Below are 21,830 nucleotides of genomic sequence, written 5' to 3'. Positions count from 1 at the left end.
CGCGCGGGTGCAGGCCCGCCCGGGCGGCGCCCAACCCCGACTCCGTAACAACCGCACTGCGTCCCCCCGCCCCGCGGGCCCCGCCCGGGCCGCCACCCCCCGCCGGGGGCGGACCCGTCTCCGCGCCCGGTCAGAGCCGGTGCACCTGATCCGGCGCGAAGGCCAGCGGGTCGCTCCCGGCGGCCAGGACCCGCAGCCCGGGAGCCACGGCGAGCAGCTCGCGCAGCCAGTCCAGGGACTCGGACGCGAGGTGCTCGCAGCCGTCGAGGACGAGCAGCATGTCGCGCTCCGCCAGCCACGACGCCGCGTTCGACGTCCCGCACGGCAGGAACGGCATGCCCGGTACGCAGCCCAGCGCGGCCGTCAGGTCGCGGACCCCGAACCGGCGGTCCATGGACACCACGGCCACGCCGTCGTAGAAATTGGACGAGAGCCGTTGCCCTATCTCCCGCACCAATTGGCTCCGGGGCTCCCGGAACCGTCCGGTGACGGTCAGTACTTTGCCCCGCCGCACGGCGGTGAAAAGACGGGACAGCTCTGCGGAGGTCGCCGGGAACGTACCGGCGCCTCTGGAATCCCTCATCGGCACGATGCCCCCCTGCATGCGTGACCTGCGGCAAGAGGGTTGTTTCAAGCCGCATGAAGACGATTATGCGCCAGTTTCCGTGAAAGGCCAGGGGAACTCCCTATTCCGGTGAATCGCCCGTGGCGCCCGATGATCACAGCAGTTGTACAGATCACGCGCCTTTGTCCACGCCTCGGATCCCGGGGAACGGTTGTCCGAGGGCCCGGAATCCGCTGTACTGCTGCTGTGCTTCCCGATGTACGGGCGTGGCGCGGGCATTGTCGGGGGAGGGGCCAGGATGAGTGCGGACCGGCGTCGGTCAGAGCGGGGCGCGAGACCCGCGTCGCACCGGCGCCGTGCGGGCTTCCGACGCCGAAGACCCCTGCTGAGCCTCTTCCTGTCCGCCTTCCTCCTCGTGGGCGTCTGCGCCGCGACGGGCATCGCCTGGGAGCCCCGTACCGTCGCCGACGCGCGGGCCCGCCCGGCACCGGTCCCGGGCGACACCCTGCCCGGGACCCCCGGCGACGGCCCCGCGCCCGCCGTCACCGGCCCCACCGGCCCGGGTGCGACCGCCCCGCAGAGCCCGGGCGGGCAGCCGCCTGACCCGAAGGCCCAGGGGTCCGGCGCGGACGGCGCAGCGCGCCCCACCGGAGCCCTGCCCTTCGACATGCCGCAGCCGTCCGTCCTGCGCTCCGGCACCGCCGGCAAGAAGCTGGTCTTCGCCCACTACTTCACCCCGTACCCGCTCTCCCTGGACAACGTCGGCGCCGACGCCGACTACTACACCCGCAACTACCTGAAGCCGGACGGCGAGAACGGCAAGCACGAGCGCTACGGCGGCCTGCTCCGCGACCGCCCGCTGCCCGTCCCGCCCAAGGCCGGGAACTGGGAGCTCGCCAACCTCCAGCAGGAGGTCCGCACGGCTCGCGCCGCCGGCATCGACGGATTCACCCTCGACCTGCTCTCCCTGGCCGGGAAGAACCGGGAACGCTCCAACCTCCTGATGGAAGCCGCCCGTTCGGTGGATCCGGCCTTCAAGGTCATGCTGATGCCGGACATGACCTCCCTGGGCACCGACGACCCGGTCGTGCTCGCCGACCTCCTCGCGGAACTCGGCAAGGCCCCGGCCGCCCACCGGCTCCCCGACGGCCGGCTGGTCGTCTCGCCGTTCAAGGCGGAGGAGAAGAGCGTCGCCTGGTGGACCGGGGTCATGGACGCCCTGAAGTCGCGGCACGGGATCCGGACCGCCTTCGTCCCGCTCTTCCTCGACTTCGGCGCGCACAGCGGCGAGTTCGAGCCCATCAGCTACGGATTCTCCGAGTGGGGCAGTCGCAGCTACGTCGGCCAGGAGAGCTCCACGCGCGACGTCCGGCGCGCCCACGCCGCGGGCAAGATCTGGATGCAGCCCGTATCGGTCCAGGACGCCCGCCCCAACCAGGGCATCTACGACGAGGCGGGCAACACCGCGACCCTGCGCGCCACATGGAACCGCGCCATCGAGGACGGGGCCGACTGGGTCCAGCTCACCACGTGGAACGACTACAGCGAGAGCAGCCAGTTCGCGCCCTCCCTGCACAACGGCCATGCCTACCTGGACCTTTCCTCGTACTACCTCACCCGGTTCAAGACGGGCGGCTGGCCGAAGATCGTCCGCGACACGCTCTACCTGAGCTCGCGCACCCAGTTCTCCGCCGCGGACCCGAGCGGCAGCCAGTCCCTCGTGATGTCGCTGCGGGGCGGCAGCGCCGCGGCCCGGGACGCGGTGGAGGTGCTGAGCTTCCTGACCGCGCCCGCGAGCATCCGTACGACCGTGGGCGCGGCCGAAGACGCGCACGCGGCCCCCGCCGGGGTCCACTCCGAGCTGCTGCCCCTGGGCCCGGGCGTCGGCTCGGCGTCCGTGGTGCGGGGCGGCAAGGCCGGGGCCCGGGTGGAGCTGCGCTACCGGGTGGACCGGGCGGTGGAGGTGCAGGACCTCCAGTACTACGCCGCCACCAGCGGCCGGAGCTGAGTCCGCCGGGCTGCGGCGCGGGTCCGCAGGGCGCTCCGGCGCGGGTCCCAGGGGCCGAAGTCCCTTGCCTCGGGACCTTCGTCACCCCATATGTAGTGGTGGCGCTCTGCCGTCACATCCATATGTAGTGTTGGCTCTGCCGGTTCGGCGGGGCCTCTCCCCGACCGAGGCAACAGGGAACCCGGTGGGAATCCGGGACTGCCCCGCAACGGTGAGTCCGCCACGGCGGACGAGTCCGACACCTGCCGGCGCGGGCTTTCGAAAAAGCCCGCCATTCTTCCGTGCCGAGCCTCGTGGGAGGGCTGCCGTGACTGCTGTCGTCGATGCCGTAGAGACCGTGACCGAGTACCTGGACCGTCGGGACTGGCGGGTGAACGCCAACGCCAACCAGGGCTATTCGCTCGGCGGACTCATCCTCAACGCCGCGGGCAAGGTCACCGCGAACTACTGGCTGGAGCAGGTCTATCCCGCCGCGGTGGCCCGCGCCCACCGCGAGGGCGACCTCCACATCCACGACCTGGACATGCTCTCCGGCTACTGCGCCGGCTGGTCCCTGCGCACCCTGCTCACCGAGGGCTTCAACGGGGTCCCCGGCCAGATCGACTCCGCTCCGCCCAGGCACCTGTCCTCGGCCGTCGGCCAGATCGTGAACTTCCTCGGCACCCTGCAGAACGAATGGGCGGGGGCCCAGGCCTTCTCCTCCTTCGATACGTACCTCGCCCCCTACGTCCGCCTCGACGCGCTGACGTACGACCAGGTCAGGCAGTGCATCCAGGAGCTCGTGCACAACCTCAACGTGCCCTCGCGCTGGGGCACGCAGACCCCCTTCATCAACCTCACCTTCGACTGGACCTGCCCCGAGGACCTGCGCGCGCAGATCCCGGTGGTCGCGGGGGAGGAGACCGGTTTCACCTACGGCGAGCTCCAGGCCGAGATGGACATGATCAACCGGGCGTACATCGAGGTGATGACGGAAGGCGACGCCGCCGGGCGGGTGTTCACCTTCCCCATCCCGACCTACAACATCACCCGCGACTTCCCCTGGGAGAGCGAGAACGCCGAACTGCTCTTCGCGATGACCGCCAAGTACGGGCTCCCGTACTTCCAGAACTTCATCAACTCCGAGCTCGAACCGCACATGATCCGCTCCATGTGCTGCCGGCTCCAGCTCGACCTGACCGAGCTGCTCAAGCGCGGCAACGGCCTCTTCGGCAGCGCCGAGCAGACCGGCTCGCTCGGTGTGGTCACCCTCAACTGCGCCCGGCTCGGGCACCTCTGCGCGGGCGACGAGACGCGGCTGCTGGCCGAGGTGGACCGGCTGTGCGAGCTCGCCAAGGACAGCCTCGAACTCAAGCGGATCACCGTCCAGGACCTGATCGACGGTGGTCTCTTCCCCTACACCAAGCGGTACTTGGGCACCCTGCGCAACCATTTCTCCACCATCGGGGTCAACGGCGTCAACGAAATGGTCCGCAACTTCAGCGCGGACGCCCACGACATCACCACCCCCGAGGGTCACGCCCTCGCGGTCCGCCTCCTGGACCGGGTCCGGGCCCGGATGGTCGACTTCCAGGAGAGCACCGGCCACCTGTACAACCTGGAGGCCACCCCCGCCGAGGGCACGACGTACCGCTTCGCGAAGGAGGACCGGGCCCGCTTCCCCGGCATCCTCCAGGCCGGCACCGACGCCAACCCGTACTACACCAACTCCTCGCAGCTGCCCGTCGGCTGGACCGACGACCCCTTCGAGGCGCTGGAGCGCCAGGACGAACTGCAGGGCAAGTACACGGGCGGCACCGTCCTGCACCTGTACACGCCCGAGCGGATCCCGACGGCGGAGGCCTGCCGCAAGCTGGTCCGGCGCTCGCTGGAGACCTTCCGGCTCCCGTACCTGACGGTGACCCCGACCTTCTCCGTCTGCGCGGACCACGGCTACCTGGCGGGGGAGCAGCCCCACTGCCCCACGTGCGGGGCGGCGTGCGAGATCTGGACCCGGGTCATGGGCTACCACCGCCCGGTGTCCTCCTTCAACATCGGCAAGAAGGGCGAACACGCCGAGCGAGTCCACTTCAAGGCGGCGGTGTGAGCGGCGAAGCGGCCGGCGAAGCGGCCGGCGAAGCGGCCGGCGAAGCGGCCGGCGGAACGGCCGGTTCGCCGCTCACTCCGCCCGCCGAACCGGCGGGCGGAGTGGGCCCCGGCGAGGTCATCCGCATCGGCGGCTGGTCCCGGCTGTCCACCTGCGACTGGCCCGGCCGACTGGTCACCACCGTCTTCTGCCAAGGCTGCCCCTGGCGGTGCGGCTACTGCCACAACCCCGGCCTGCTGCCCGCCCGGGGCCCCGCCGCCGTCTCCTGGAACGAGGTGCTCGGCCACCTCGCCCGCCGGACGGGGCTGCTCGACGGGATCGTCTTCTCGGGCGGGGAACCGCTGCTCCAGCGCGGCCTGCCCCAGGCCGTACGGGAGGCCCGCGCGCTGGGCCTGGAGGTCGGCCTCCATACCGGGGGAGCCTTCCCCCGGCGCCTGGCCCGACTGCTGGAGGCGGGCCTGCTGGACTGGGTCGGCTTCGACGTCAAGGCCCCGCCCGGCCGGTACGAGAAGGTCACCGGCATCGGCCACGCGGCCGCCTCGGCGGAGCGCAGCCTGCGCCTCCTGCTCGCCTCGGGGGTTCCCCACCAGCTCCGCACCACGGTGGACCCGGCCCTCCTGGACGCGCCCGCCATGGCCGACCTGGACGCCTGGCTCGCGGAAGTGGGCGGGACCCCGACGCACCGGCAGACCGTGCGCCCTCCGGCGGCCTAGGCCGCCTCCTTCGGATCCCGCCCGGCCCGCGCGGGGGCGAACTCCGGCTGGTCCAGGAGGCGGAGCCAGCTGCCGTCGCTCTGGCGGCGGACCACCTGGGCGCGGGCGCCGGTGCCGTCGCTCGGCGGCGTGGAGGTCAGCGCGATCCCGTCGCTGACGAGCGTCGGCAGCGGCGGCTCGGGCTCGAACCGGGGCCGCTGCTCCAGGACCTGCTGCCACAGGACCCGGATGGCCTCCCGCCCCACCGTCAGCTCCCCGGGCGGGAAGGCCATCACGGCGTCCTCCTCGTAGAGGGCGGCGACCCCGACCGCGTCGCCGGCGTTGGACCGCTCGACGAACAGGCGGGTGAGGTCCTCGGGGCGCAGGGCCTTCTCGTACGACGCGTAGTGCGACGCGTGGTCAGGTGTTTCCGGCATGGCTTCCTCCTGTGGTCGAGGGGTCCCCCCCCGAGTCTGCTCGGTGTCTGCTCGGGGTCTGCTAGGGGTCTGCTCGGTGTGTGGTTCAAGCCTCGTCGTCCCGCGATCAGAAGTCCAACAGCTGGTTTTGCTGGAAGCTAGAATCTGTGGTCATGGAACTGAGGCAGCTCGAGTACTTCGTCGCCGTCGCCGAAGAACGGAACTTCACCCGCGCGGCCGAGCGCGTCCACATCAGCCAGTCCGGGGTCAGCGCCCAGATCCGCCGCCTCGAACAGGAGCTGGGGGCCGAGCTCTTCGACCGGTCCGGCCGCACGGCCACGCTCACCGTCGCCGGCAAGGCCGCCCTCGAACACGCCCGCACGGCCCTGGCCGCCACCGGGGCCCTCGCCCAGGCGGTGGGCGAGGTGACCGGCCTGATCCGCGGCCGCCTCACCGTCGGCATGGTCGTCGGATGCACCCTCACCCCCCTCTTCGACGCCCTCGCGGCCTTCCACCGGGCCCACCCCGGCGTGGAGATCGCCCTGCTGGAGGACAACTCCGACCGGCTGGTGCAGGCCGTGCGCGCCGGCGCCGTCGACCTCGCCCTCGTGGGAACCGCCGCCACCACCCCCGACGGGCTGGAGGCCCTCACCCTCGTCAGCGAGCGCCTGGTCGTCGCGGTCCCGCCCGGGCACCCCCTGGCCGGAGCGGACCGGGTGACCCTCCGCGACCTCGGCGGACATCCGGTCATCTGCATGCCGCCGGGCACCGGCCTGCGCACGGTGTTCGACCGGGCCTGTGCCGGACAGGGCCTGGAGCCCTCGATCGCCCTGGAGGCCGGCGCCTCCGACGCCATGGCGGACCTCGCCGCGCGCGGCCTCGGGGTCGCCGTCCTGAGCGCCTCGATGGCTGCTGCGTACGGTGACCGGCTCACCGCCCGGACCATCGAAGACGTGGAGATCCCGGCCCTGCTCTCCCTGGTCTGGCGCGACACCCGCGGCCCCGCCGTACGGGACCTACTCCTGCGGTGCCGCCGCGCCTTCGCCCCCGCGATGGCCGGCGGAGGGGCTGTCGCTCCGCCGGGCGGCGGGGCATGATCGGCCCGACAGCCGCGCCGCACCCACGGAGGTCCCACGTGACCCACCCCGCCGAGCCGACCGAGCGCACCGACCGCGTCGACCCCGACGACGCCACCGGGCAGGTCGGGGCCGCCTCACGCAGCGGGTCGATGCGCCGCCCCGCCGAATTCCCGGGCGGGCGGGAGCTGTTCCGGCTCTCCGCCGACGTCAGCCACCTGAACCACGGGTCGTTCGGCGCGGTGCCCGTCCCCGTCCAGGAGGCGCAGGCCGCCCTCCGGGCGCAGGCGCACGCCGACCCCGACGCCTTCTTCATCGGCGCCCCCGACCGGCTCGTCGATGCCCGGACCCGGATCGCCGCCCGGCTCGGCGCCGATCCGCACGGGCTCGCCTTCGTGTCCAACGCCACCGAGGCCGCCAACGTGGCCCTCGACGCCGTGGAGTTCGCCCCCGGCGACGAGATCCTGGTCACCGACCACGGCTACGGCACGGTCGTCGCGGCCGCCGCCCGGCGCGCCCCGCTCACCACCGTGGCCCTGGGCACCGACCTCCCCGACGAGGACGCCGTACGGGAAGCCGTGCTGGCCGGGGTCACCCCGCGGACCCGGGTCGCCGTACTCGACCACATCAGCTCGCCCACCGCCCGGCTCATCGCCTCGCCCCGGCTGCTCGCCGAACTCGCCGAGCGGGGCGTCACCACCATCGTGGACGGCGCCCACGCCCCCGGGATGATCCCCGACCCCCTGGGCGGGGGCGCCGACTTCTGGTTCGGCAACCTCCACAAATGGGCCTACGCCCCGTCGGGCACCGCGATCCTGTCCGTCGCCCCGCACCACCGCGAGCGGGTCCGGCCGCCCGTGCCCTCCTGGGAAGCGCACTACGGCTTCCCGCGCTCCGTGGAGAACCGCGCCACCTACGACTACACCGGCTGGCTCGCCGCCCCGGACGGGCTCGACCTGCTGGAGGAGCTCGACGCCGCCAAGGTGCGGGCCCACAACAGCGCGCTGGCCGCCTACGGCGCGGCCCTGCTCGCCGAGATCCCCGGAATCGCCCCGCTCCCGTACACCGAGGGCCTCGCCCTGCGCACGCTGCGGCTGCCGCCCGGGGTGGCCGAGACCCCGGACGCCTCCCGCGACCTGCGCGAGCGGATCGCGGCCGAGCAGCGGATCCGGGTTCTGATCTGGCCCTGGCCGGGCGGCGGCGGGATCCGGGTGAGCGGGCAGATCTACAACCGGGCCGAGGAGTACGAGCGGCTCGCCGAGGTACTGCCCGCCTATCTCCGCCGGTAGCCGTACGCAACGGACCCGGTCGTCCCGGGCCTCCGGCAGTTTTGTACCTAGGCCGTTGCCGCCGGACCGGCAGCCTCGGCGGGCATTCCCGCCGGGGCGCCCTCCATGGTCCTGCGCAGCAGGGCGAGGGTGGACGCCAGCTGCTCCAGGGAGCCGGCCGTCAGGGGCTCGGCGAGCAGGGAGCGCAGGCCGTCCTCGAAGGTGGGCGTGGCGGTGACCAGCAGCCCGGCTCCTTCGGGGGTCAGCTCCAGCAGGGACGAGCGGCGGTTGTCCGGATTGGGTCGCCGGACCACCCAGCCGGCGGCCTCCAGGCGGTCCACGCCCTTGCTGGTCGCCCCGACGGTGATGGCGGCCTCCTCGGCCAGGTCGTTGACCCGGCAGCCGTCGCGGCCGTCGATGATGCGCAGGAACTCGAACTGGCCCATCGTCAGACCGTGCTCGGCGCGCAGTCGTTCGCCCAGCGCGTTGTAGAGCCTGGTCTCGTAGCGGACGAGGTCCATGAACACCTGCGTGAGGTCGGTCACACTCTGCTCCAGATTCGTGGGAATGATATTCCTAGGAATATAGTTCCTGGTGAAGAACAACACGTCATCGGGAGGGTCTCATGAGCAAGGTGCAGCGCGCGACGATCGACGCCACGATGCGGCAGGTGCCGTTCGACGGCAGCCTCCCGCCGGAGCAGATGCGCAAGGACTTCGAGGCCCAGATGACCTCGGGCCCGGCCCCGGCCGGGGTGACCGTCACCCCTTCCGTCCTCGGTGGGCGTCCTGCCCTGACCGTCGAACCCGAGGGCGGCTCCGCCACCGGGACGATCCTCTACTTCCACGGCGGAGCCTGGGTCTTCGGCTCACCCGCCACGGCCCTGCACCTCACCGCCGCACTGGTGCGCCGCACCGGAGTCCGCGCCGTCTCGGTCGACTACCGGCTCGCCCCCGAGCACCCCTTCCCCGCCGCGGTCGAGGACGGCCTCGCCGCCTACCGCGACCTGCTCGACCAGGGCGTTCCGGCCGAGCGGATCGTCCTGGCCGGGGAGTCGGCCGGCGGCGGTCTCGGCGTCACCACCCTGCTCACCGCCCGCGAGGCCGGACTGCCGATGCCGGCCGCCGCGGCCGTCTTCTCCCCGGGCCTGGACGCCACCCTCTCGGGCGAGAGCATGACCACGAAGCACGACGCCGACCCGCTCTTCACCCGCGCCGACCTGGCCGCCGTCTTCGCCCACTACCTGGCCGCACAGGACCCCGCCCAGCCGCTGCTGAGCCCGGCCCTGCACGCCGACCTGACCGGGCTGCCCCCGCTGCTGCTCCAGGCCGGGTCCAACGAGGTCCTGCTGGACGACTCCACCCGGTTCGCCGCCCGGGCGGCCGCGGCCGGGGTCGACGTCCTCCTCGACGTCACCGCGGACGTCCCCCACGTCTTCCAGGCCTTCGCGGGCCTGCTGGACGAGGCCGACGCGGCCCTGGACCGCGCCGGACGCTTCATCACCGACGCCTTGGCCCGTACCGACTCGCGCTCCTAGTCGCGCCGGAGCAGGTACGTGTCCATGATCCAGCCCTTGCGGGCGCGGGCCTCGGTGCGCAGTTCCTCGATCCGGCCGGCGACCTCCGCCAGCTTTCCCGAGACCAGGATCTCGTCGGGGGTGCCGACGTACGCACCCCAATAGATGTACAGGTCCTGGTCGAGGTGGGCGGTGAAGGCGTGCCGGGCGTCCAGCATCACCACCACGTCGTCCACATCGGCCGGCCAGCCCTCCGCGAGCCGGCGCCCGGTGGTGATCTGGACCGGGCGGCCCACCCGGTTGAGGGTGGTGCGGTGGCGGGCCAGCAGCGAGGAGATGCTGCTGATGCCCGGCACCACCTCGTGCTCGAAGGCGACCCGGCCCTTCTCCAGCACCTCGTCGAGGATCGCGAGCGTGGAGTCGTAGAGCGAGGGATCGCCCCACACCAGGAACGCGCCCGTCTCGCCCTCCGCGAGGTCCTCGGCGATGAACCGCTCGAAGAGCTCGGCCCGCGCGCTGCGCCAGCCGTCCACCGTGGGGGTGTAGTCGGAGGGCGTCCGGTCGCGATCGGGATCGCGGCCCTCCACCAGCCGGTGTCCGGGGCGGGCGTGCGCGTCGAGCATCGCGCGCCGCAGCCCGGTCAGATCCGCCTTCTCCTCGCCCTTCTCCAGGATGAGGAATGCGTCCGCCGCGCCGATCGCCCTGACCGCCTGGAGGGTCAAGTGGTCCGGGTCGCCCGCGCCTATGCCGATCACTGAGAACTTCTTCACCCGGCTATTCTGCCCGTCATGCGCGTCGCCCTGTTCGTCACCTGCGTCAACGACGCGCTCTACCCGCGCACGGGCATCGCCGTCGTCCGCCTCCTCGAGCGGCTCGGGGTCACCGTGGACTTCCCCGCCGCACAGAGCTGCTGCGGGCAGCCGCAGTACAACACCGGCTACCGGCGCGAGGCCGAACCGCTGCTCCGGCGCACCGCCGAGGCCTTCGCCGGGTACCCGTACGTGGTCACCCCCTCGGGCTCCTGCGCTGCCATGGTCCGCGCCCACTACCCCCGGATCGGGCAAGCGGCCGAGTCCGAGGGCCGGGGCCCCGCCCTGGCCGCGCTGGCCGAGGACCTCGTACCGCGCGTGTACGAGCTCACCGAGTTCCTGGTCGACGTCCTCGGGGTGACCGACGTCGGCGCGTACTTCCCGCACACCGTCACCTACCATCCGTCCTGCCACGGCCTGCGGGGCCTCGGGCTCGGAGACCGGCCCCGGCGGCTGCTGGCCGCCGTACGCGGTCTGGAACTGCGCGAACTGCCCGGCGCCGAGGAGTGCTGCGGTTTCGGCGGCACCTTCGCCGTCAAGAACCCGGACGTATCGACCGCGATGGGCGCCGACAAGACCGCCCACGCGCTGTCCACGGGCGCCGAGGTGCTCTGCGGGGCCGACAACTCCTGCCTCGCCCACCTCGACGGCATCCTGCGGCGCCGGGGCGCCCCGCTGCGGGCCCTGCACCTCGCCGAGATCCTGGCCGCGACGGAAGAGGAGCCACTCGTATGACGGGCACGCATCTGGGCATGCCGGCCTTCCCCGACGCGGCCCGCGAGGCCGTACGGGACGAGGTGCTGCGGGCCAACCTCCGCCACGCCACGCACACGATCCGGGACAAGCGGGCGCGGGCCGTCGCCGAACTGGAGGACTGGGACCGGCTGCGCGCGGCCGGCAAGGCCGTCAAGGACCACACGCTGGCGCACCTCGACCGGTACCTGCTCCAACTGGAGGCCGCCGTCACCGCTGCGGGCGGCACCGTCCACTGGGCGGCCGACGCAGACGAGGCCAACCGCATCGTGACGGAACTGGTCCGGGCCACCGGGGAGAAGGAAGTCGTCAAGGTCAAGTCCATGGCCACCCAGGAGATCGGCCTGAACGAGGCCCTGGAGGCGGCCGGGATCGCCGCGTACGAGACCGACCTCGCCGAACTCATCGTCCAGCTCGGCCACGACAGGCCCTCCCACATCCTGGTCCCGGCCATCCACCGCAACCGCGGCGAGATCCGCGACATCTTCGCCGCGGAGATGGGCGACTGGGGTCGTCCGGCCCCCGTGGGGCTGGGCGACGATCCGCGCGAGCTCGCCGAAGCCGCCCGGCTGCACCTGCGCGAGAAGTTCCTGCGGGCCAAAGTCGCCGTGTCGGGCGCCAACTTCATGGTCGCGGAGACCGGCACCCTGGTCGTCTTCGAGTCCGAGGGCAACGGCCGGATGTGCCTGACCCTGCCCGAGACCCTGATCTCGGTGGTCGGCATCGAGAAGGTGATCCCGACCTTCCGCGACCTGGAGATCTTCCTCCAGACGCTGCCCCGCTCCTCGACCGCCGAGCGGATGAACCCGTACACGACCATGTGGACCGGCACCGTGGACGGCGACGGCCCCTCCGTCTTCCACCTCGTCCTCCTCGACAACGGCCGCACCGACACCCTCGCCGACGAGGTGGGCCGCCAGGCCCTGCGCTGCATCCGCTGCTCCGCCTGCCTCAACGTCTGCCCGGTGTACGAGCGCGCGGGCGGCCACGCCTACGGCTCCGTCTACCCCGGCCCGATCGGCGCCATCCTCAGCCCCCAGCTCCGCGGCACCGGAAGCGAGATCGACGCCACCCTGCCCTACGCCTCCACCCTGTGCGGGGCCTGCTACGAGGTCTGCCCGGTCGCCATCGACATCCCGGAGGTACTGGTCCACCTGCGCGAACGCGTGGTCCAGGGCGGCCCGGTGACCCGCGAGGGCATCCGTGTGCGCATCCGCCCCGCCGACGGCCACACCGCCGAACGGGCCGCCATGCGGGCCGCCAGGCTCCTCCTCGACCGCCCGGGCGCGCTCCGTGCGGGGGAGCGGCTGCTGGCCCGGGCCCGACGGCTGCGACCGCGCCGGCTGCCGGGCCCGGGGCGGGCCTGGACGGACAGCAGGGAGCTGCCGGAGCTCCCGGAGCGCTCGTTCCGCGACTGGTGGGCGGTGCGCGAGAAGGAGGCACGAGCGAAGGAGGCACGCCCATGAGCGCCAAGGAGCAGATCCTGGCCCGCATCCGCCGGGCCCTGCCGGAGCCGCGCCCGGACACCGCCGTTCCCCGGGACTACCTCCGGACCCACGGCGTCCGCACCCCGGCCGAGACCGTCGACCTGCTCGCCGCGAACCTCGCGGAGTACCGGGCCAAGGTCCACCGGGTCGACGAGGACGGCATCGCCGTGCTGCTGGCCCGTCTCCTCGCCGAACGGGGTGCGTCGTCGGTGCTCGTACCGCCCGGGCTGCCGCCGCACTGGCTCGCGGCGGCCGACCCGACCCGGATCCACGACCGCGCGGCCTCCACCCCGCACCAACTGGACGCGGTGGACAGCGTGGTGACGGGCTGCGCCCTGGCGATCGCCGAGACCGGCACGCTCGTCCTCGACGGCGGCCCCGGACAGGGGCGGCGCCGGATCACGCTCGTCCCGGACCACCACATCTGCGTGGTCCGGGTCCCCGCCCAGGTGGTGGACTCGGTCCCGCTGGCGCTGCCCCTGCTGGACCCCACCAAGCCCCTGACCTGGATCTCCGGACCCTCCGCCACCAGCGACATCGAACTGGACCGGGTGGAGGGCGTGCACGGCCCCCGCACCCTGGAGGTCGTCCTCCTCGGCGCACAATGAGGACATGCCCTCCCACCTCGCCCTCACCGCCCTCGTGGTCCACGACTACGACGAGGCCATCGACTTCTACACTCGCGCCCTCGGCTTCGACCTCGCCGAGGACACCCCGCGCCCGGACGGCTCCCGCTGGGTCGTGGTGCGCCCGCCGGGCGCCACGGAATCCGCCATCCTGCTGGCCCGCGCCAAGGACGACGCCCAGCGCTCCCGCGTCGGCGACCAGACGGGCGGCCGGGTCGGCTTCTTCCTCTACACCGACGACTTCGCCGCCGACCACGCCCGGATGACCGCCGAGGGCGTCCGCTTCCTGGAGGAGCCGCGCCACGAGACGTACGGCTCGGTCGCCGTCTTCCAGGACCTCTACGGCAACCGCTGGGACCTCCTCCAGCCGGCGTAGCCCTGGCCGGGCATGGGACCGGGACTGTCCGCGGAGCCCGACGTTCCGGCCTGCGCTGCACCGCCCCGCCCCGGGGCGCCCGGGCGGAACCGTAAGCAGGCTCCGCCCCGGCTCAGGCCGGCCGGCCGGGTCCGCCCGTGAGGTGCGGGGCCTCGGCCGCCGCGTCAACGGCTGCGCCGGCCTCCACCCGCCCCGCCAGCTCCCGGGCCCACCGGACCAGCCCGGGGATGTTCATCCCGTACGCGGGCCCGGCCCCGGGAGCGGCCGCGTCCCGGGCTCCTTCGAGTTCGACCTCGGGGGCGGCTACATCCCCGGCTCCGTCGAGCCCGGCCAGGGCCAGGGCATCGGCTCCGCGGCGCAGCAGCCGCGCCCCGCCCACCGCGTTCCCGCGTGCGGAGTGCGTCAGCCCGACCGCCAGCTGCGCCAGCGCCCGCCACAGCGGTGCCTCGGCCCCGGGCCCCGACTTCCAGGCGTCCTCGAACACCTCGTGCGCGTGGAACGGCATCCCGGCGTCCAGCAGCCGCTGCGCCTGCGCCACCGTCTCCCCGGGTGATCGCACCACTCCCTCGGGCTGCCGCTCCACCCCTTGGGCCCCGTAGGGCAGCGGCCGCCCCAGCCCGTCCCTGGGGCGGGCGTTCCGCGCCCGCCCCTCATCGTCCCGATCCCGTGCGTTCACGCCTTCATCCTCCCTTCATCCCCCTCCTGCCGATAACCGGTGCATGGACACCCCTCGGTGTGGGGTAATGTTCTGCATGTGCCGCCGAGACGGGGGAAACCCCAGATCAGAAGCACATCGGGACGTGGCGCAGCTTGGTAGCGCACTTGACTGGGGGTCAAGGGGTCGCAGGTTCAAATCCTGTCGTCCCGACTCGAAAGAGTCGTAGACCGAGGGGCCGTTTCAGAGCAATCTGAAACGGCCTCTCGGTCGTTTTCGTGTACCGCCCGGGAGTTCCCCGGCACAGTGGAGACCTGAGGTTCCGCGGAATTCACGTGCGCAGCAAGCGGTGTTGCGCCACACGCCACATGCCACCCCTGCACTGAGAGGACGCACCACCTCACCTCCAGGGAGCGTTGTATGCGTAAGACTCCGCAGGTCGCCGCGTCGTCCGCCGCAGTTCTCGCCTTGTGCCTGGTCGCCGCTCTCGGTGCGGCACAGGCAACCGGCGCCGCCGAACGGCCGGCCGCGTCACCGGGCGCTCTGGAGGCCGCCGCCGAGCCCCTCACGCTCCCGTCCGCCACGTCGGCACAGTCCGTCGTGCTGGCCCCCGGGGTCACCCAGACTTCCTTCGTCCTCGGCCGGACCGACGCCGACGACGTCTGGACCGTCCACGTGAACCAGCCCCTGACCGCCGACGGCCCCTACGACCGGGCCACCGCAGCCCTCGGCCCCCAGGCGCGGGCCGATCAGGTGGCCGGGGCCCTGCGCGCCAAGGGTTTCGAACCCCGGGTGGAAAGGGTCCTCATCCCCGCCTTCGCCGACCGCCCGGCCGGCACGCTGGGCTGGACCGTGAGGATCGGGCGGTACGCCGACCAGGGCGCGGCGACGGCCGCGCTCGCCAAGGTCCGGGCGGCCGGGTTCGCGGGGGACACCCGGTACACGGCGCAGGACGGCACGGACGCCGACGCGCTCCAGCGGGTGTTCGTCATGCGGGTGGACTTCAAGCGGTTCACCGGCCGCCTGGCCAGTGACTTCGGGCCGACCATCGACGTCCACGAGAAGCTGCCCGACCTGGCGGCCGCGGCCGGGGCACTGGCGGGCATCAACGCCCAGTGGTTCGCGGACAAGGCGTCGCTCGGTCTGTACGTGAAGGACGGCCGGCTGCTGAGCGCTGCCACCCAGGGCCGCAGCGGGGTCCGGCTCACGGACGGCGGGCGGCAGCTGGACGTCGACACGTACACCACGCGGATCACGGTCGGCGCGGGCGGCTCCACCAGGGAGGTCGACGGCATCAACCGGATACCCGGCGAGATCTGGAACTGCGGGGGCGTCGGCGGTGACCAGCCCACCCAGCACCCGCAGCACGACCTCAAGTGCACCGACGAGAGCGAGATCGTCCGCTTCACCCCCGAGTGGAGCACCCCGCCGACCGGAGCGGGCGCAGAGGTAGTCCTGGACCGCCACGACCGGGTGACGGCGGTCAACCGCACGCGCGGAGCCAAGCCGCCCGCGGGTGGCTCCACCCTCCAGGCCATCGGCGAGAGCGCCGACTGGCTGGTCGCGCACGCGCGCCCCGGAGCCCGGCTGCGCATCACCCAGCGCGTTCTGGACGGCGCCGGACACTCCGTCCCGCTCACCGCGGACACCACGATCGTCCAGGTCGGCCCGACCCTGGTCCGGGACGGACGGATCGCGGTGAACGCCCTGGCCGACGGCATCATCCGCCAGGGAGAGGACCAGACCTTCACCTACAACTGGGTGGTCCGCGGCAACCCGCGCACCATGATCGGCATCGACGAGCAGGGGAGGCTGCTGCTGGTCGTCGTGGACGGGCGCAGGGCCGGGTGGAGTTCGGGCCTGGGCGTGGCAGGCGCCGCGAAGCTGATGAAGGCCCTGCACGCCCGGGAGGCGCTGAACCTCGACGGCGGCGGATCGAGCGTGATGGTCACCGCCGGATCGGGCATCGTCAACCGCCCCTCGGACGCCACGGGTCCGCGCTACCTGGGCAACGTCCTGCTGCTGCATTCCGCGGCCACCGGCCGCTGACCCGGGCCTGCGGACACGCCCTAGACCGGCCGCTGGCGCAGGCGTGCCGCGAGGACGGCGACGTCGTCTTCGGCGTGCTGGGCGTCGAGTCCGGCGTAGACCGCGTCCACCACGTCCGCGAGGCTCGTGGCGGTCAACCTGGCGGGTGGCGCCGGACGGGTCGGCCCGCGGGGCCGCCTGGAACGGCTCCGCGGGCACGTTGGGGCGGGTCCCGTCAGGAGGAGTGCTCCGTCAGGGTCGCCGGGTCCGAGAGGCCTGCCGCGCCGGTCTCCACCTTGCCGGCGAAGCGGCGCAGGAAGGTCGGGGAGCCGGACGCGGTGACCGTCACGTCGTACCAGCGGCGGGTGTTCTTCAGGGAGACGGTGTGCTTTACGGTGGCGCCCTTGGGGACCGTGAGGCGCTTCGGGCCGCCGCCGTAGGCGTTGGTGAGCGTCACCGTGGCGGTGGTGCCCCCGGCGTTGGTGAGGGTGAGGTCCAGGTTCCCGGTGGCGGCGTTGTGGCGGGCGGTGACCTCGGGGCCGGGGGTGGTGCCGGGGTTGCGGAAGGCGCGCAGGAAGCCGTTGGGGCCGTGCACGGTCAGGTCGGTGGCACCGGCCGAGTAGGCGGTGTTCCAGATGTCCGCGATCGACTTGCCGGCCTCGGTGGTGTAGGTCCAGGGGGCGTCGGTGCGGTTGCCGGAGGTGACGTAGAACTGCGCGCCCAGCTCCGGGCCACCGCTGAACGTCAGCCGGAACTTGCCCTCGGAGACGAGCGCGGCGCCGTCCACGTACGGGGCGTACTTGAGCGCGCGCGTGGGACGCAGCCCCTTCTCCTGGCGGGGCATGGCCCCCTGGGTCGGCGGGGTCGCCAGGAAGTCGGGGTGGCGCTCGCGGTCCGGCGGGAACCAGCCCTCGGTGTCCGGCAGCGGGGCCGGGGCGGTGTCCTTGCGGGCGAAGTCGAAGGCGGAGGTCAGGTCGCCGCAGACGGCACGGCGCCAGGGCGAGATGTTGGGCTCGTGGACGCCGAAGCGCTGCTCCATGAAGCGGATGACCGAGGTGTGGTCGAAGGTCTCGGAGCAGGCGTAACCGCCGGTGCTCCACGGGGAGACGACGAGCATCGGCACGCGCGGTCCCAGGCCGTAGGGCCCCGCCACGTACCCGGCCTTGCCGGGGAACACGTCCAGGGCGGTGGGCGTGGTCGACAGGCCCTGCGCGGCGCTGGCGGGGGCGTACGGCGGGACGACGTGGTCGAAGAAGCCGTCGTTCTCGTCGTAGGTGATGAAGAGGGCCGTCTTCGCCCACACGTCGGGGTCGGCGGTGAGCGCGTCCAGGACCTGGGAGATGTACCAGGCGCCGTAGTTGGACGGCCAGTTGGAGTGCTCGCTGAAGGCTTCGGGGGCGGCGATCCAGGAGATCTGGGGGAGGGTGCCTCCCACCACGTCCGCGCGCAGCTTCTCGAAGTAGCCTTCGCCCGCGGCGGCGTTGGTTCCCGTACGGGCCTTCTCGTAGAGGGCGCTGCCGGGCTGGGCGCCCCGGTAGCTGTTGAAGTACAGCAGCGAGTTGTCGCCGTAGTTGCCGCGGTAGGCGTCGTTGATCCAGCCCCACGATCCGGCCGCGTCGAGGCCGTCGCCGATGTCCTGGTAGACCTTCCAGGAGACTCCGGCCGCCTCCAGGCGCTCCGGGTAGGTGGTCCAGCCGTAGCCGGCCTCGGCGTTGTTGAGGACCGGGCCGCCGCCCTGGCCGTCGTTGCCGGTGTGGCCCGACCAGAGGTAGTAGCGGTTGGGGTTGGTGGAGCCGATGAACGAGCAGTGGTAGGCGTCGCAGATGGTGAACGCGTCCGCCAGGGCGTAGTGGAAGGGGATGTCCTGGCGGGTCAGGTGGGCCATCGTGGTGGCCGTCTTGGCGGGCACCCAGTTGTCGTACTTGCCCTTGTTGAAAGCGCTCTGGCCGCCCGCCCAGTCGTGGTTGAGTCCCTGGAGGAACTCCATCCCGAGGTCCTCGGACGGCGGACGGAAGGGCAGCGTCTCTTTCGTGCCGTCGGACTGGTGCCAGACGGACTTGCCGCTGGGCAGGGTCACCGGGCGCGGGTCGCCGAAGCCGCGAACACCGCGCAGCGCGCCGAAGTAGTGGTCGAAGGAACGGTTCTCCTGCATGAGCACCACGATGTGCTCGACGTCCGCGATGGAGCCGGTGGTTCCCTGCGCGGGGATGGCGGCGGCGCGGGCGATGCTCTCGCTCAGCATCGTCAGGGCTGTGGTGCCGCCTGCGAGCTGCAGGAAACGCCGACGATTGAGTTCTGCCATGGCGGGAACGACCTCCGCGGTTGAGGGGTGGCTGAACACCCCAGCACAGCGCGTCCGGGGTTCCGGTAAGGGAGCCTGGCGTGACGTCGGCGCGTACACCAGGCGAACGCCGGTCGGGGTTGGTGCGCAGGTCGGCCGGTTTTCGGCTATCGCGAGAAAAGCCTTGGACCCCGTGGGCGCCCGTGCGGGACACTCCGCTTTCTGACCAGACGGTCCGAGAAGGCAGGGTTGGGATGGGATCGCCCGAATCGCACGGAAGTACACCGAACGCACATCCACCGCGCAGGAGTCCGGTGCTCCTCGCGCTCCGCTACTACGGACGGGAGTTGGTCCGCCTGCGATGGCTGACCGCGCCCGCGATGCTGCTCCCGGCGCTGGGCAACATCGGCATCCACTACATCGCACCGCTCGTCGTCGCGAAGCTCGTCGGTCGGATCGCAGGAGGAGAGGGAACCGCCGCGGACGCCGGGGGCGCCCTCGGCTGGGCGATGCCCTACGTCCTCGGTTTCGCCGGGGTCCTGCTGCTCTCGGAGGTGTTCTGGCGCATCGGGCTGCACTGCCTGAACCGCCTCGACGCCCGCGGGATCGAGCAGCTCTACGTCACCGGCATGGACGAACTGTTCGCCAAGGACGCCGCGTTCTTCCACGACAACTTCGCCGGATCCCTCACGAAGCGGGTCCTGAGCTTCGCCTCCCGCTTCGAGGAGTTCGTCGACACGCTGACGTTCTCGGTCATGGGCAGCTGCGTGCCCCTGCTGTTCGCCTCGGTGGTGCTGTGGCAGTACGACCCGCTGCTCGTCGTCGGGCTCCTGGCGATGATCACGATCACGGGGCTGTGCGTGGCGCCCCTGATCCGTCGCCGCCAGGTGCTCGTCGCCCGGCGGGAGGAAGCGATCGCCCGGGTGTCCGGCCACGTGGCGGACAGCCTGATGAACATGGACACGGTCCGGGCGTTCGCCGCCGAATCGCGCGAGGCCGCCGAACACCGCACCCGCGTCGCGGAGTCGAGGAAGCTCACCCTGCGCTCGTGGGACTACGGCAACCTGCGCATCGACACGCTGGTCGCGCCCCTGTCCGTGGCGACCAACGTGCTGGGGCTGATGCTCGCCATCGTGCTCGGCGGGGGAGCGCACGGGGTGGAGGCGGTCATCGTCGCCTTCACCTACTACGCCAGCGCGACGCGGATCATGTTCGAGTTCAACCAGATCTACCGTCGCCTGGAGAGCTCGATGACGGAGGCCGCGCAGTTCACCGAACTGCTGCTGACACCGCCGACCGTGCTCGACCCGGTGGAGCCCGAACCGCTGCGGCGCCCGCCGACCGCCGAGGTCCGGTTCGATCGGGTGGGCTTCGGCCACGCGGGCGGGAAGCCGCTCTTCGAGGACCTGGACCTGGTCGTGCCCGCAGGGTCCAAGCTCGGTCTCGTCGGCCGGTCCGGCGGGGGCAAGACCACGCTCACCCGGCTGCTGCTGCGGATGACGGACATCGACGCGGGCCGGATCCTGATCGGCGGGCAGGACATCAGCCGGCTGAGCCAGGCCGACCTGCGCAGCCTGATCGCCTACGTCCCCCAGGACCCGGCGATGTTCCACCGCACGCTGCGCGACAACATCGCCTTCGCCCGCCCGGACGCCACCGAGGCGGAGATCCGCCGCGCGGCCGAGGCGGCGCACGTCACGGAGTTCGCCGACGGGCTGGCGGACGGCTTCGACACCATGGTGGGCGAGCGCGGGGTGAAGCTGTCCGGCGGGCAGCGCCAGCGGGTCGCCCTCGCCCGGGCGATCCTGCGCGACGCGCCGATCCTGCTCCTCGACGAGGCGACCAGCGCCCTGGACTCGGAGAGCGAGATCCTGGTGCAGGACGCGCTGTGGCGGCTGATGGCCGGGCGGACGGCGCTCGTGGTCGCGCACCGGCTGAGCACGGTCGCCACCATGGACCAGCTCGTCGTCCTCGACCGCGGGCGGATCGTCGAGCAGGGCACGCACCACCAACTGCTCGCCGCGGACGGCGCCTACGCGAAGCTGTGGCAGCACCAGTCGGGCGGCTTCATCGACGACACCGCCGCACGGGCCGACCTGCGGTGATGGAGGGACGGGAGGGTGTCGTCGTACCGGCGGTGGTACGACGGCATCCGGTCAGAACTCCGCCGCCAGGGCGAGCTGTCGCTCGCGGTCCTGTCTGAGCAGTTGCGGGATGGCGCCGCTCGGAGCCACGCCCAGTTCCGCGGAGAGCAACTCCTGATAGCCGCGGTAGCGGCGGTGCGCGTCGGCCACCTCGCCGACGAACAGGCACGACTGCACGGCGATCCGCCGGGGCCCCTCCCGCAGCGGGTCGGCCTGGGTCGCGGCGTCGGCCAGTTCGAGCACCGCGGCGTGCTGGCGGCGTTGGAGGAACCTCTCGGCGAGGCGCTCCAGCGTCTGGACGCGCTGGACCTTCCACTTCTCCTGGAACGGTACGAGCCAGTCGTCGTCCCAGTCGTTCAGCAGCGGGTGGCGCAGTACGCTCCACGCCTGCGGCAGCCGGTCCTCGTCCGTCACCACCGCCCCGACCGCACCGGACACCGCCGCGATCAGCCTGGCCGCCGCCCGATAGTCCACCTCGACGTGATCGGCGAGGGCGACGGTGGTGTGCGAGGCCCGCAACAGGCCTCCGTCCGTGGCTTGATTCAGCCGCCACAAGGTCTGGCGCAACCGGGCACCCGCCCGGTGGGCCGGGGCATCGGGCCACAGGCGGGCGGCCAGATCGCCGCGCCTGAGCGGGCGGTCGGCGAGCACCAGGGCGGCGACGAGCCGTTGCTGGATGTCACTGAGATCGGTGACCTGCTGGTCGGTGCGGCAGACGAAGCCTGGCAACAGCGATATGTGCACGATGCCTAAGCCGGTGGGATTCATCGCACCTCTCGGGTCGTCCGACGGGCCGCCGGCCGCCGGGTGGGCGCTCCATTGATCCCGATTTCCACGTTCGCTTCACATGAGCTTCACAACGGCTGTGGTATGAGCGTGAGGCAAGGTCTGGAGATCGTCAACACCCGTGCGCGGCGCGTTCCAGTCGCTCCGGTCCACTGCCGCAAGACGCCCCGCCCGCGCTGCGTATGTCCCCTTCGCCGCTCCCGCACAACCCACATTCGTGGGGTTGTTTCACGGGTCCGCCGCGCGCAGTCTCGGTTG

Annotated in this window: 19 protein-coding genes, 1 tRNA gene and 1 riboswitch; of the genes, 13 read left to right on the top strand and 7 right to left on the bottom strand. The window is 72.3% G+C overall.

Annotated features, from left to right (window positions below):
• Positions 1-130: 130 nt before the first annotated feature.
• Positions 131-583: a hypothetical protein gene (locus ACFVX6_RS04910; protein WP_389688005.1), complete on the bottom strand. Its 453-nt coding sequence runs from the start codon at positions 581-583 to the stop codon at positions 131-133.
• 397 nt (positions 584-980) lie between these two features.
• Between ACFVX6_RS04910 and ACFVX6_RS04905 the strand changes: the two genes are divergently transcribed.
• From ACFVX6_RS04905 to ACFVX6_RS04895, 3 genes are all read left to right on the top strand, one after another.
• The gene (locus ACFVX6_RS04905) at positions 981-2,573 is read left to right on the top strand and encodes an endo-1,3-alpha-glucanase family glycosylhydrolase (protein WP_389688003.1); all 1,593 of its coding nucleotides are present in this window, start codon (positions 981-983) and stop codon (positions 2,571-2,573) included.
• A gap of 123 nt (positions 2,574-2,696) precedes the next feature.
• A riboswitch (cobalamin riboswitch) is annotated at positions 2,697-2,838 on the top strand.
• Between the two features lie 42 nt (positions 2,839-2,880).
• Complete coding sequence (locus tag ACFVX6_RS04900; protein ID WP_389688001.1) at positions 2,881-4,659, top strand: ribonucleoside triphosphate reductase; 1,779 nt, start codon at positions 2,881-2,883, stop codon at positions 4,657-4,659.
• Positions 4,656-5,372, top strand: coding sequence for an anaerobic ribonucleoside-triphosphate reductase activating protein (locus tag ACFVX6_RS04895; protein WP_389687999.1), 717 nt, complete (start codon positions 4,656-4,658; stop codon positions 5,370-5,372). Before ACFVX6_RS04900 ends, ACFVX6_RS04895 begins: the two co-directional genes overlap by 4 nt.
• Here ACFVX6_RS04895 and ACFVX6_RS04890 read toward each other — a convergent pair.
• Complete coding sequence (locus ACFVX6_RS04890; RefSeq protein ID WP_389687997.1) at positions 5,369-5,788, bottom strand: YybH family protein; 420 nt, start codon at positions 5,786-5,788, stop codon at positions 5,369-5,371. The genes ACFVX6_RS04895 and ACFVX6_RS04890 overlap by 4 nt on opposite strands.
• A gap of 152 nt (positions 5,789-5,940) precedes the next feature.
• Here ACFVX6_RS04890 and ACFVX6_RS04885 point away from each other — a divergent pair, with 152 nt between their 5' ends.
• A complete protein-coding gene (locus tag ACFVX6_RS04885) occupies positions 5,941-6,864 on the top strand; it encodes a LysR family transcriptional regulator (protein ID WP_389687995.1) in 924 nt (307 codons plus the stop codon).
• Between the two features lie 38 nt (positions 6,865-6,902).
• The gene (locus tag ACFVX6_RS04880) at positions 6,903-8,132 is read left to right on the top strand and encodes an aminotransferase class V-fold PLP-dependent enzyme (protein WP_389687994.1); all 1,230 of its coding nucleotides are present in this window, start codon (positions 6,903-6,905) and stop codon (positions 8,130-8,132) included.
• A gap of 47 nt (positions 8,133-8,179) precedes the next feature.
• Here the strand turns inward: ACFVX6_RS04880 and ACFVX6_RS04875 are convergent, their stop codons facing one another.
• The gene (locus ACFVX6_RS04875) at positions 8,180-8,656 is read right to left on the bottom strand and encodes a MarR family winged helix-turn-helix transcriptional regulator (protein ID WP_389687992.1); all 477 of its coding nucleotides are present in this window, start codon (positions 8,654-8,656) and stop codon (positions 8,180-8,182) included.
• Positions 8,657-8,736: 80 nt separating this feature from the next.
• Here ACFVX6_RS04875 and ACFVX6_RS04870 point away from each other — a divergent pair, with 80 nt between their 5' ends.
• Complete coding sequence (locus ACFVX6_RS04870) at positions 8,737-9,648, top strand: alpha/beta hydrolase (protein WP_389687990.1); 912 nt, start codon at positions 8,737-8,739, stop codon at positions 9,646-9,648.
• On the opposite strand, the gene cobF is transcribed toward ACFVX6_RS04870, so the two are convergent.
• Positions 9,645-10,397: a precorrin-6A synthase (deacetylating) gene (gene cobF, locus ACFVX6_RS04865; RefSeq protein ID WP_250741975.1), complete on the bottom strand. Its 753-nt coding sequence runs from the start codon at positions 10,395-10,397 to the stop codon at positions 9,645-9,647. The two genes, ACFVX6_RS04870 and cobF, sit on opposite strands and share 4 nt — an antisense overlap.
• Before the next feature lie 18 nt (positions 10,398-10,415).
• Here cobF and ACFVX6_RS04860 point away from each other — a divergent pair, with 18 nt between their 5' ends.
• Genes ACFVX6_RS04860 through ACFVX6_RS04845 form a run of 4 tightly spaced genes read left to right on the top strand, consistent with a single transcriptional unit; the run spans position 10,416 to position 13,678 of the window.
• Positions 10,416-11,171: a (Fe-S)-binding protein gene (locus ACFVX6_RS04860; protein ID WP_389687988.1), complete on the top strand. Its 756-nt coding sequence runs from the start codon at positions 10,416-10,418 to the stop codon at positions 11,169-11,171.
• The gene (locus ACFVX6_RS04855) at positions 11,168-12,655 is read left to right on the top strand and encodes a lactate utilization protein B (protein ID WP_389687986.1); all 1,488 of its coding nucleotides are present in this window, start codon (positions 11,168-11,170) and stop codon (positions 12,653-12,655) included. The genes ACFVX6_RS04860 and ACFVX6_RS04855 overlap by 4 nt, the downstream gene beginning before the upstream one ends.
• Entirely contained in the window at positions 12,652-13,284 is a 633-nt protein-coding gene (locus ACFVX6_RS04850; RefSeq protein ID WP_389687984.1) for a lactate utilization protein C, read from the top strand. The genes ACFVX6_RS04855 and ACFVX6_RS04850 overlap by 4 nt, the downstream gene beginning before the upstream one ends.
• A 4-nt stretch (positions 13,285-13,288) precedes the next feature.
• Positions 13,289-13,678 carry a VOC family protein gene (locus ACFVX6_RS04845; protein ID WP_389687982.1) on the top strand — a complete coding sequence of 130 codons (390 nt, stop codon included), beginning with the start codon at positions 13,289-13,291 and terminating at the stop codon, positions 13,676-13,678.
• A gap of 112 nt (positions 13,679-13,790) precedes the next feature.
• Here ACFVX6_RS04845 and ACFVX6_RS04840 read toward each other — a convergent pair whose 3' ends face one another.
• Positions 13,791-14,354 carry a DUF309 domain-containing protein gene (locus tag ACFVX6_RS04840; RefSeq protein ID WP_389687980.1) on the bottom strand — a complete coding sequence of 188 codons (564 nt, stop codon included), beginning with the start codon at positions 14,352-14,354 and terminating at the stop codon, positions 13,791-13,793.
• Positions 14,355-14,472: 118 nt separating this feature from the next.
• Between ACFVX6_RS04840 and ACFVX6_RS04835 the strand changes: the two genes are divergently transcribed.
• Together ACFVX6_RS04835 and ACFVX6_RS04830 are read left to right on the top strand one after the other, a co-directional pair.
• Positions 14,473-14,546, top strand: a tRNA-Pro gene (locus ACFVX6_RS04835).
• 207 nt (positions 14,547-14,753) lie between these two features.
• Entirely contained in the window at positions 14,754-16,382 is a 1,629-nt protein-coding gene (locus ACFVX6_RS04830) for a phosphodiester glycosidase family protein (RefSeq protein ID WP_389687978.1), read from the top strand.
• 214 nt (positions 16,383-16,596) lie between these two features.
• Here ACFVX6_RS04830 and ACFVX6_RS04825 read toward each other — a convergent pair whose 3' ends face one another.
• Complete coding sequence (locus ACFVX6_RS04825; protein ID WP_389687976.1) at positions 16,597-18,663, bottom strand: phosphocholine-specific phospholipase C; 2,067 nt, start codon at positions 18,661-18,663, stop codon at positions 16,597-16,599.
• Between the two features lie 233 nt (positions 18,664-18,896).
• Between ACFVX6_RS04825 and ACFVX6_RS04820 the strand changes: the two genes are divergently transcribed.
• Complete coding sequence (locus ACFVX6_RS04820) at positions 18,897-20,747, top strand: ABC transporter ATP-binding protein (protein ID WP_389687974.1); 1,851 nt, start codon at positions 18,897-18,899, stop codon at positions 20,745-20,747.
• 51 nt (positions 20,748-20,798) lie between these two features.
• Here ACFVX6_RS04820 and ACFVX6_RS04815 read toward each other — a convergent pair whose 3' ends face one another.
• Entirely contained in the window at positions 20,799-21,554 is a 756-nt protein-coding gene (locus tag ACFVX6_RS04815; protein ID WP_389687972.1) for a BTAD domain-containing putative transcriptional regulator, read from the bottom strand.
• Between the last annotated feature and the right edge of the window lie 276 nt (positions 21,555-21,830).

Source organism: Streptomyces sp. NPDC058289 (assembly GCF_042880975.1).
In the GTDB taxonomy this organism is placed as follows: domain Bacteria; phylum Actinomycetota; class Actinomycetes; order Streptomycetales; family Streptomycetaceae; genus Streptomyces; species Streptomyces stoeckheimensis.
Note: the sequence above shows the minus strand (reverse complement) of the source record. Positions and strands in the feature narration are given on the sequence as shown.

Bases quoted from the DNA above. Each gene is read 5' to 3' on its own strand.
- ACFVX6_RS04910 (WP_389688005.1), bottom strand. From the start codon at position 583: ATGAGGGATTCCAGAGGCGCCGGTACGTTCCCGGCGACCTCCGCAGAG.
- ACFVX6_RS04890 (WP_389687997.1), bottom strand. From the start codon at position 5,788: ATGCCGGAAACACCTGACCACGCGTCGCACTACGCGTCGTACGAGAAG.
- ACFVX6_RS04885 (WP_389687995.1), top strand. From the start codon at position 5,941: ATGGAACTGAGGCAGCTCGAGTACTTCGTCGCCGTCGCCGAAGAACGG.
- ACFVX6_RS04870 (WP_389687990.1), top strand. From the start codon at position 8,737: ATGAGCAAGGTGCAGCGCGCGACGATCGACGCCACGATGCGGCAGGTG.
- ACFVX6_RS04860 (WP_389687988.1), top strand. From the start codon at position 10,416: ATGCGCGTCGCCCTGTTCGTCACCTGCGTCAACGACGCGCTCTACCCG.
- ACFVX6_RS04855 (WP_389687986.1), top strand. From the start codon at position 11,168: ATGACGGGCACGCATCTGGGCATGCCGGCCTTCCCCGACGCGGCCCGC.
- ACFVX6_RS04850 (WP_389687984.1), top strand. From the start codon at position 12,652: ATGAGCGCCAAGGAGCAGATCCTGGCCCGCATCCGCCGGGCCCTGCCG.
- ACFVX6_RS04845 (WP_389687982.1), top strand. From the start codon at position 13,289: ATGCCCTCCCACCTCGCCCTCACCGCCCTCGTGGTCCACGACTACGAC.
- ACFVX6_RS04830 (WP_389687978.1), top strand. From the start codon at position 14,754: ATGCGTAAGACTCCGCAGGTCGCCGCGTCGTCCGCCGCAGTTCTCGCC.
- ACFVX6_RS04825 (WP_389687976.1), bottom strand. From the start codon at position 18,663: ATGGCAGAACTCAATCGTCGGCGTTTCCTGCAGCTCGCAGGCGGCACC.
- ACFVX6_RS04820 (WP_389687974.1), top strand. From the start codon at position 18,897: ATGGGATCGCCCGAATCGCACGGAAGTACACCGAACGCACATCCACCG.
- ACFVX6_RS04815 (WP_389687972.1), bottom strand. From the start codon at position 21,554: ATGAATCCCACCGGCTTAGGCATCGTGCACATATCGCTGTTGCCAGGC.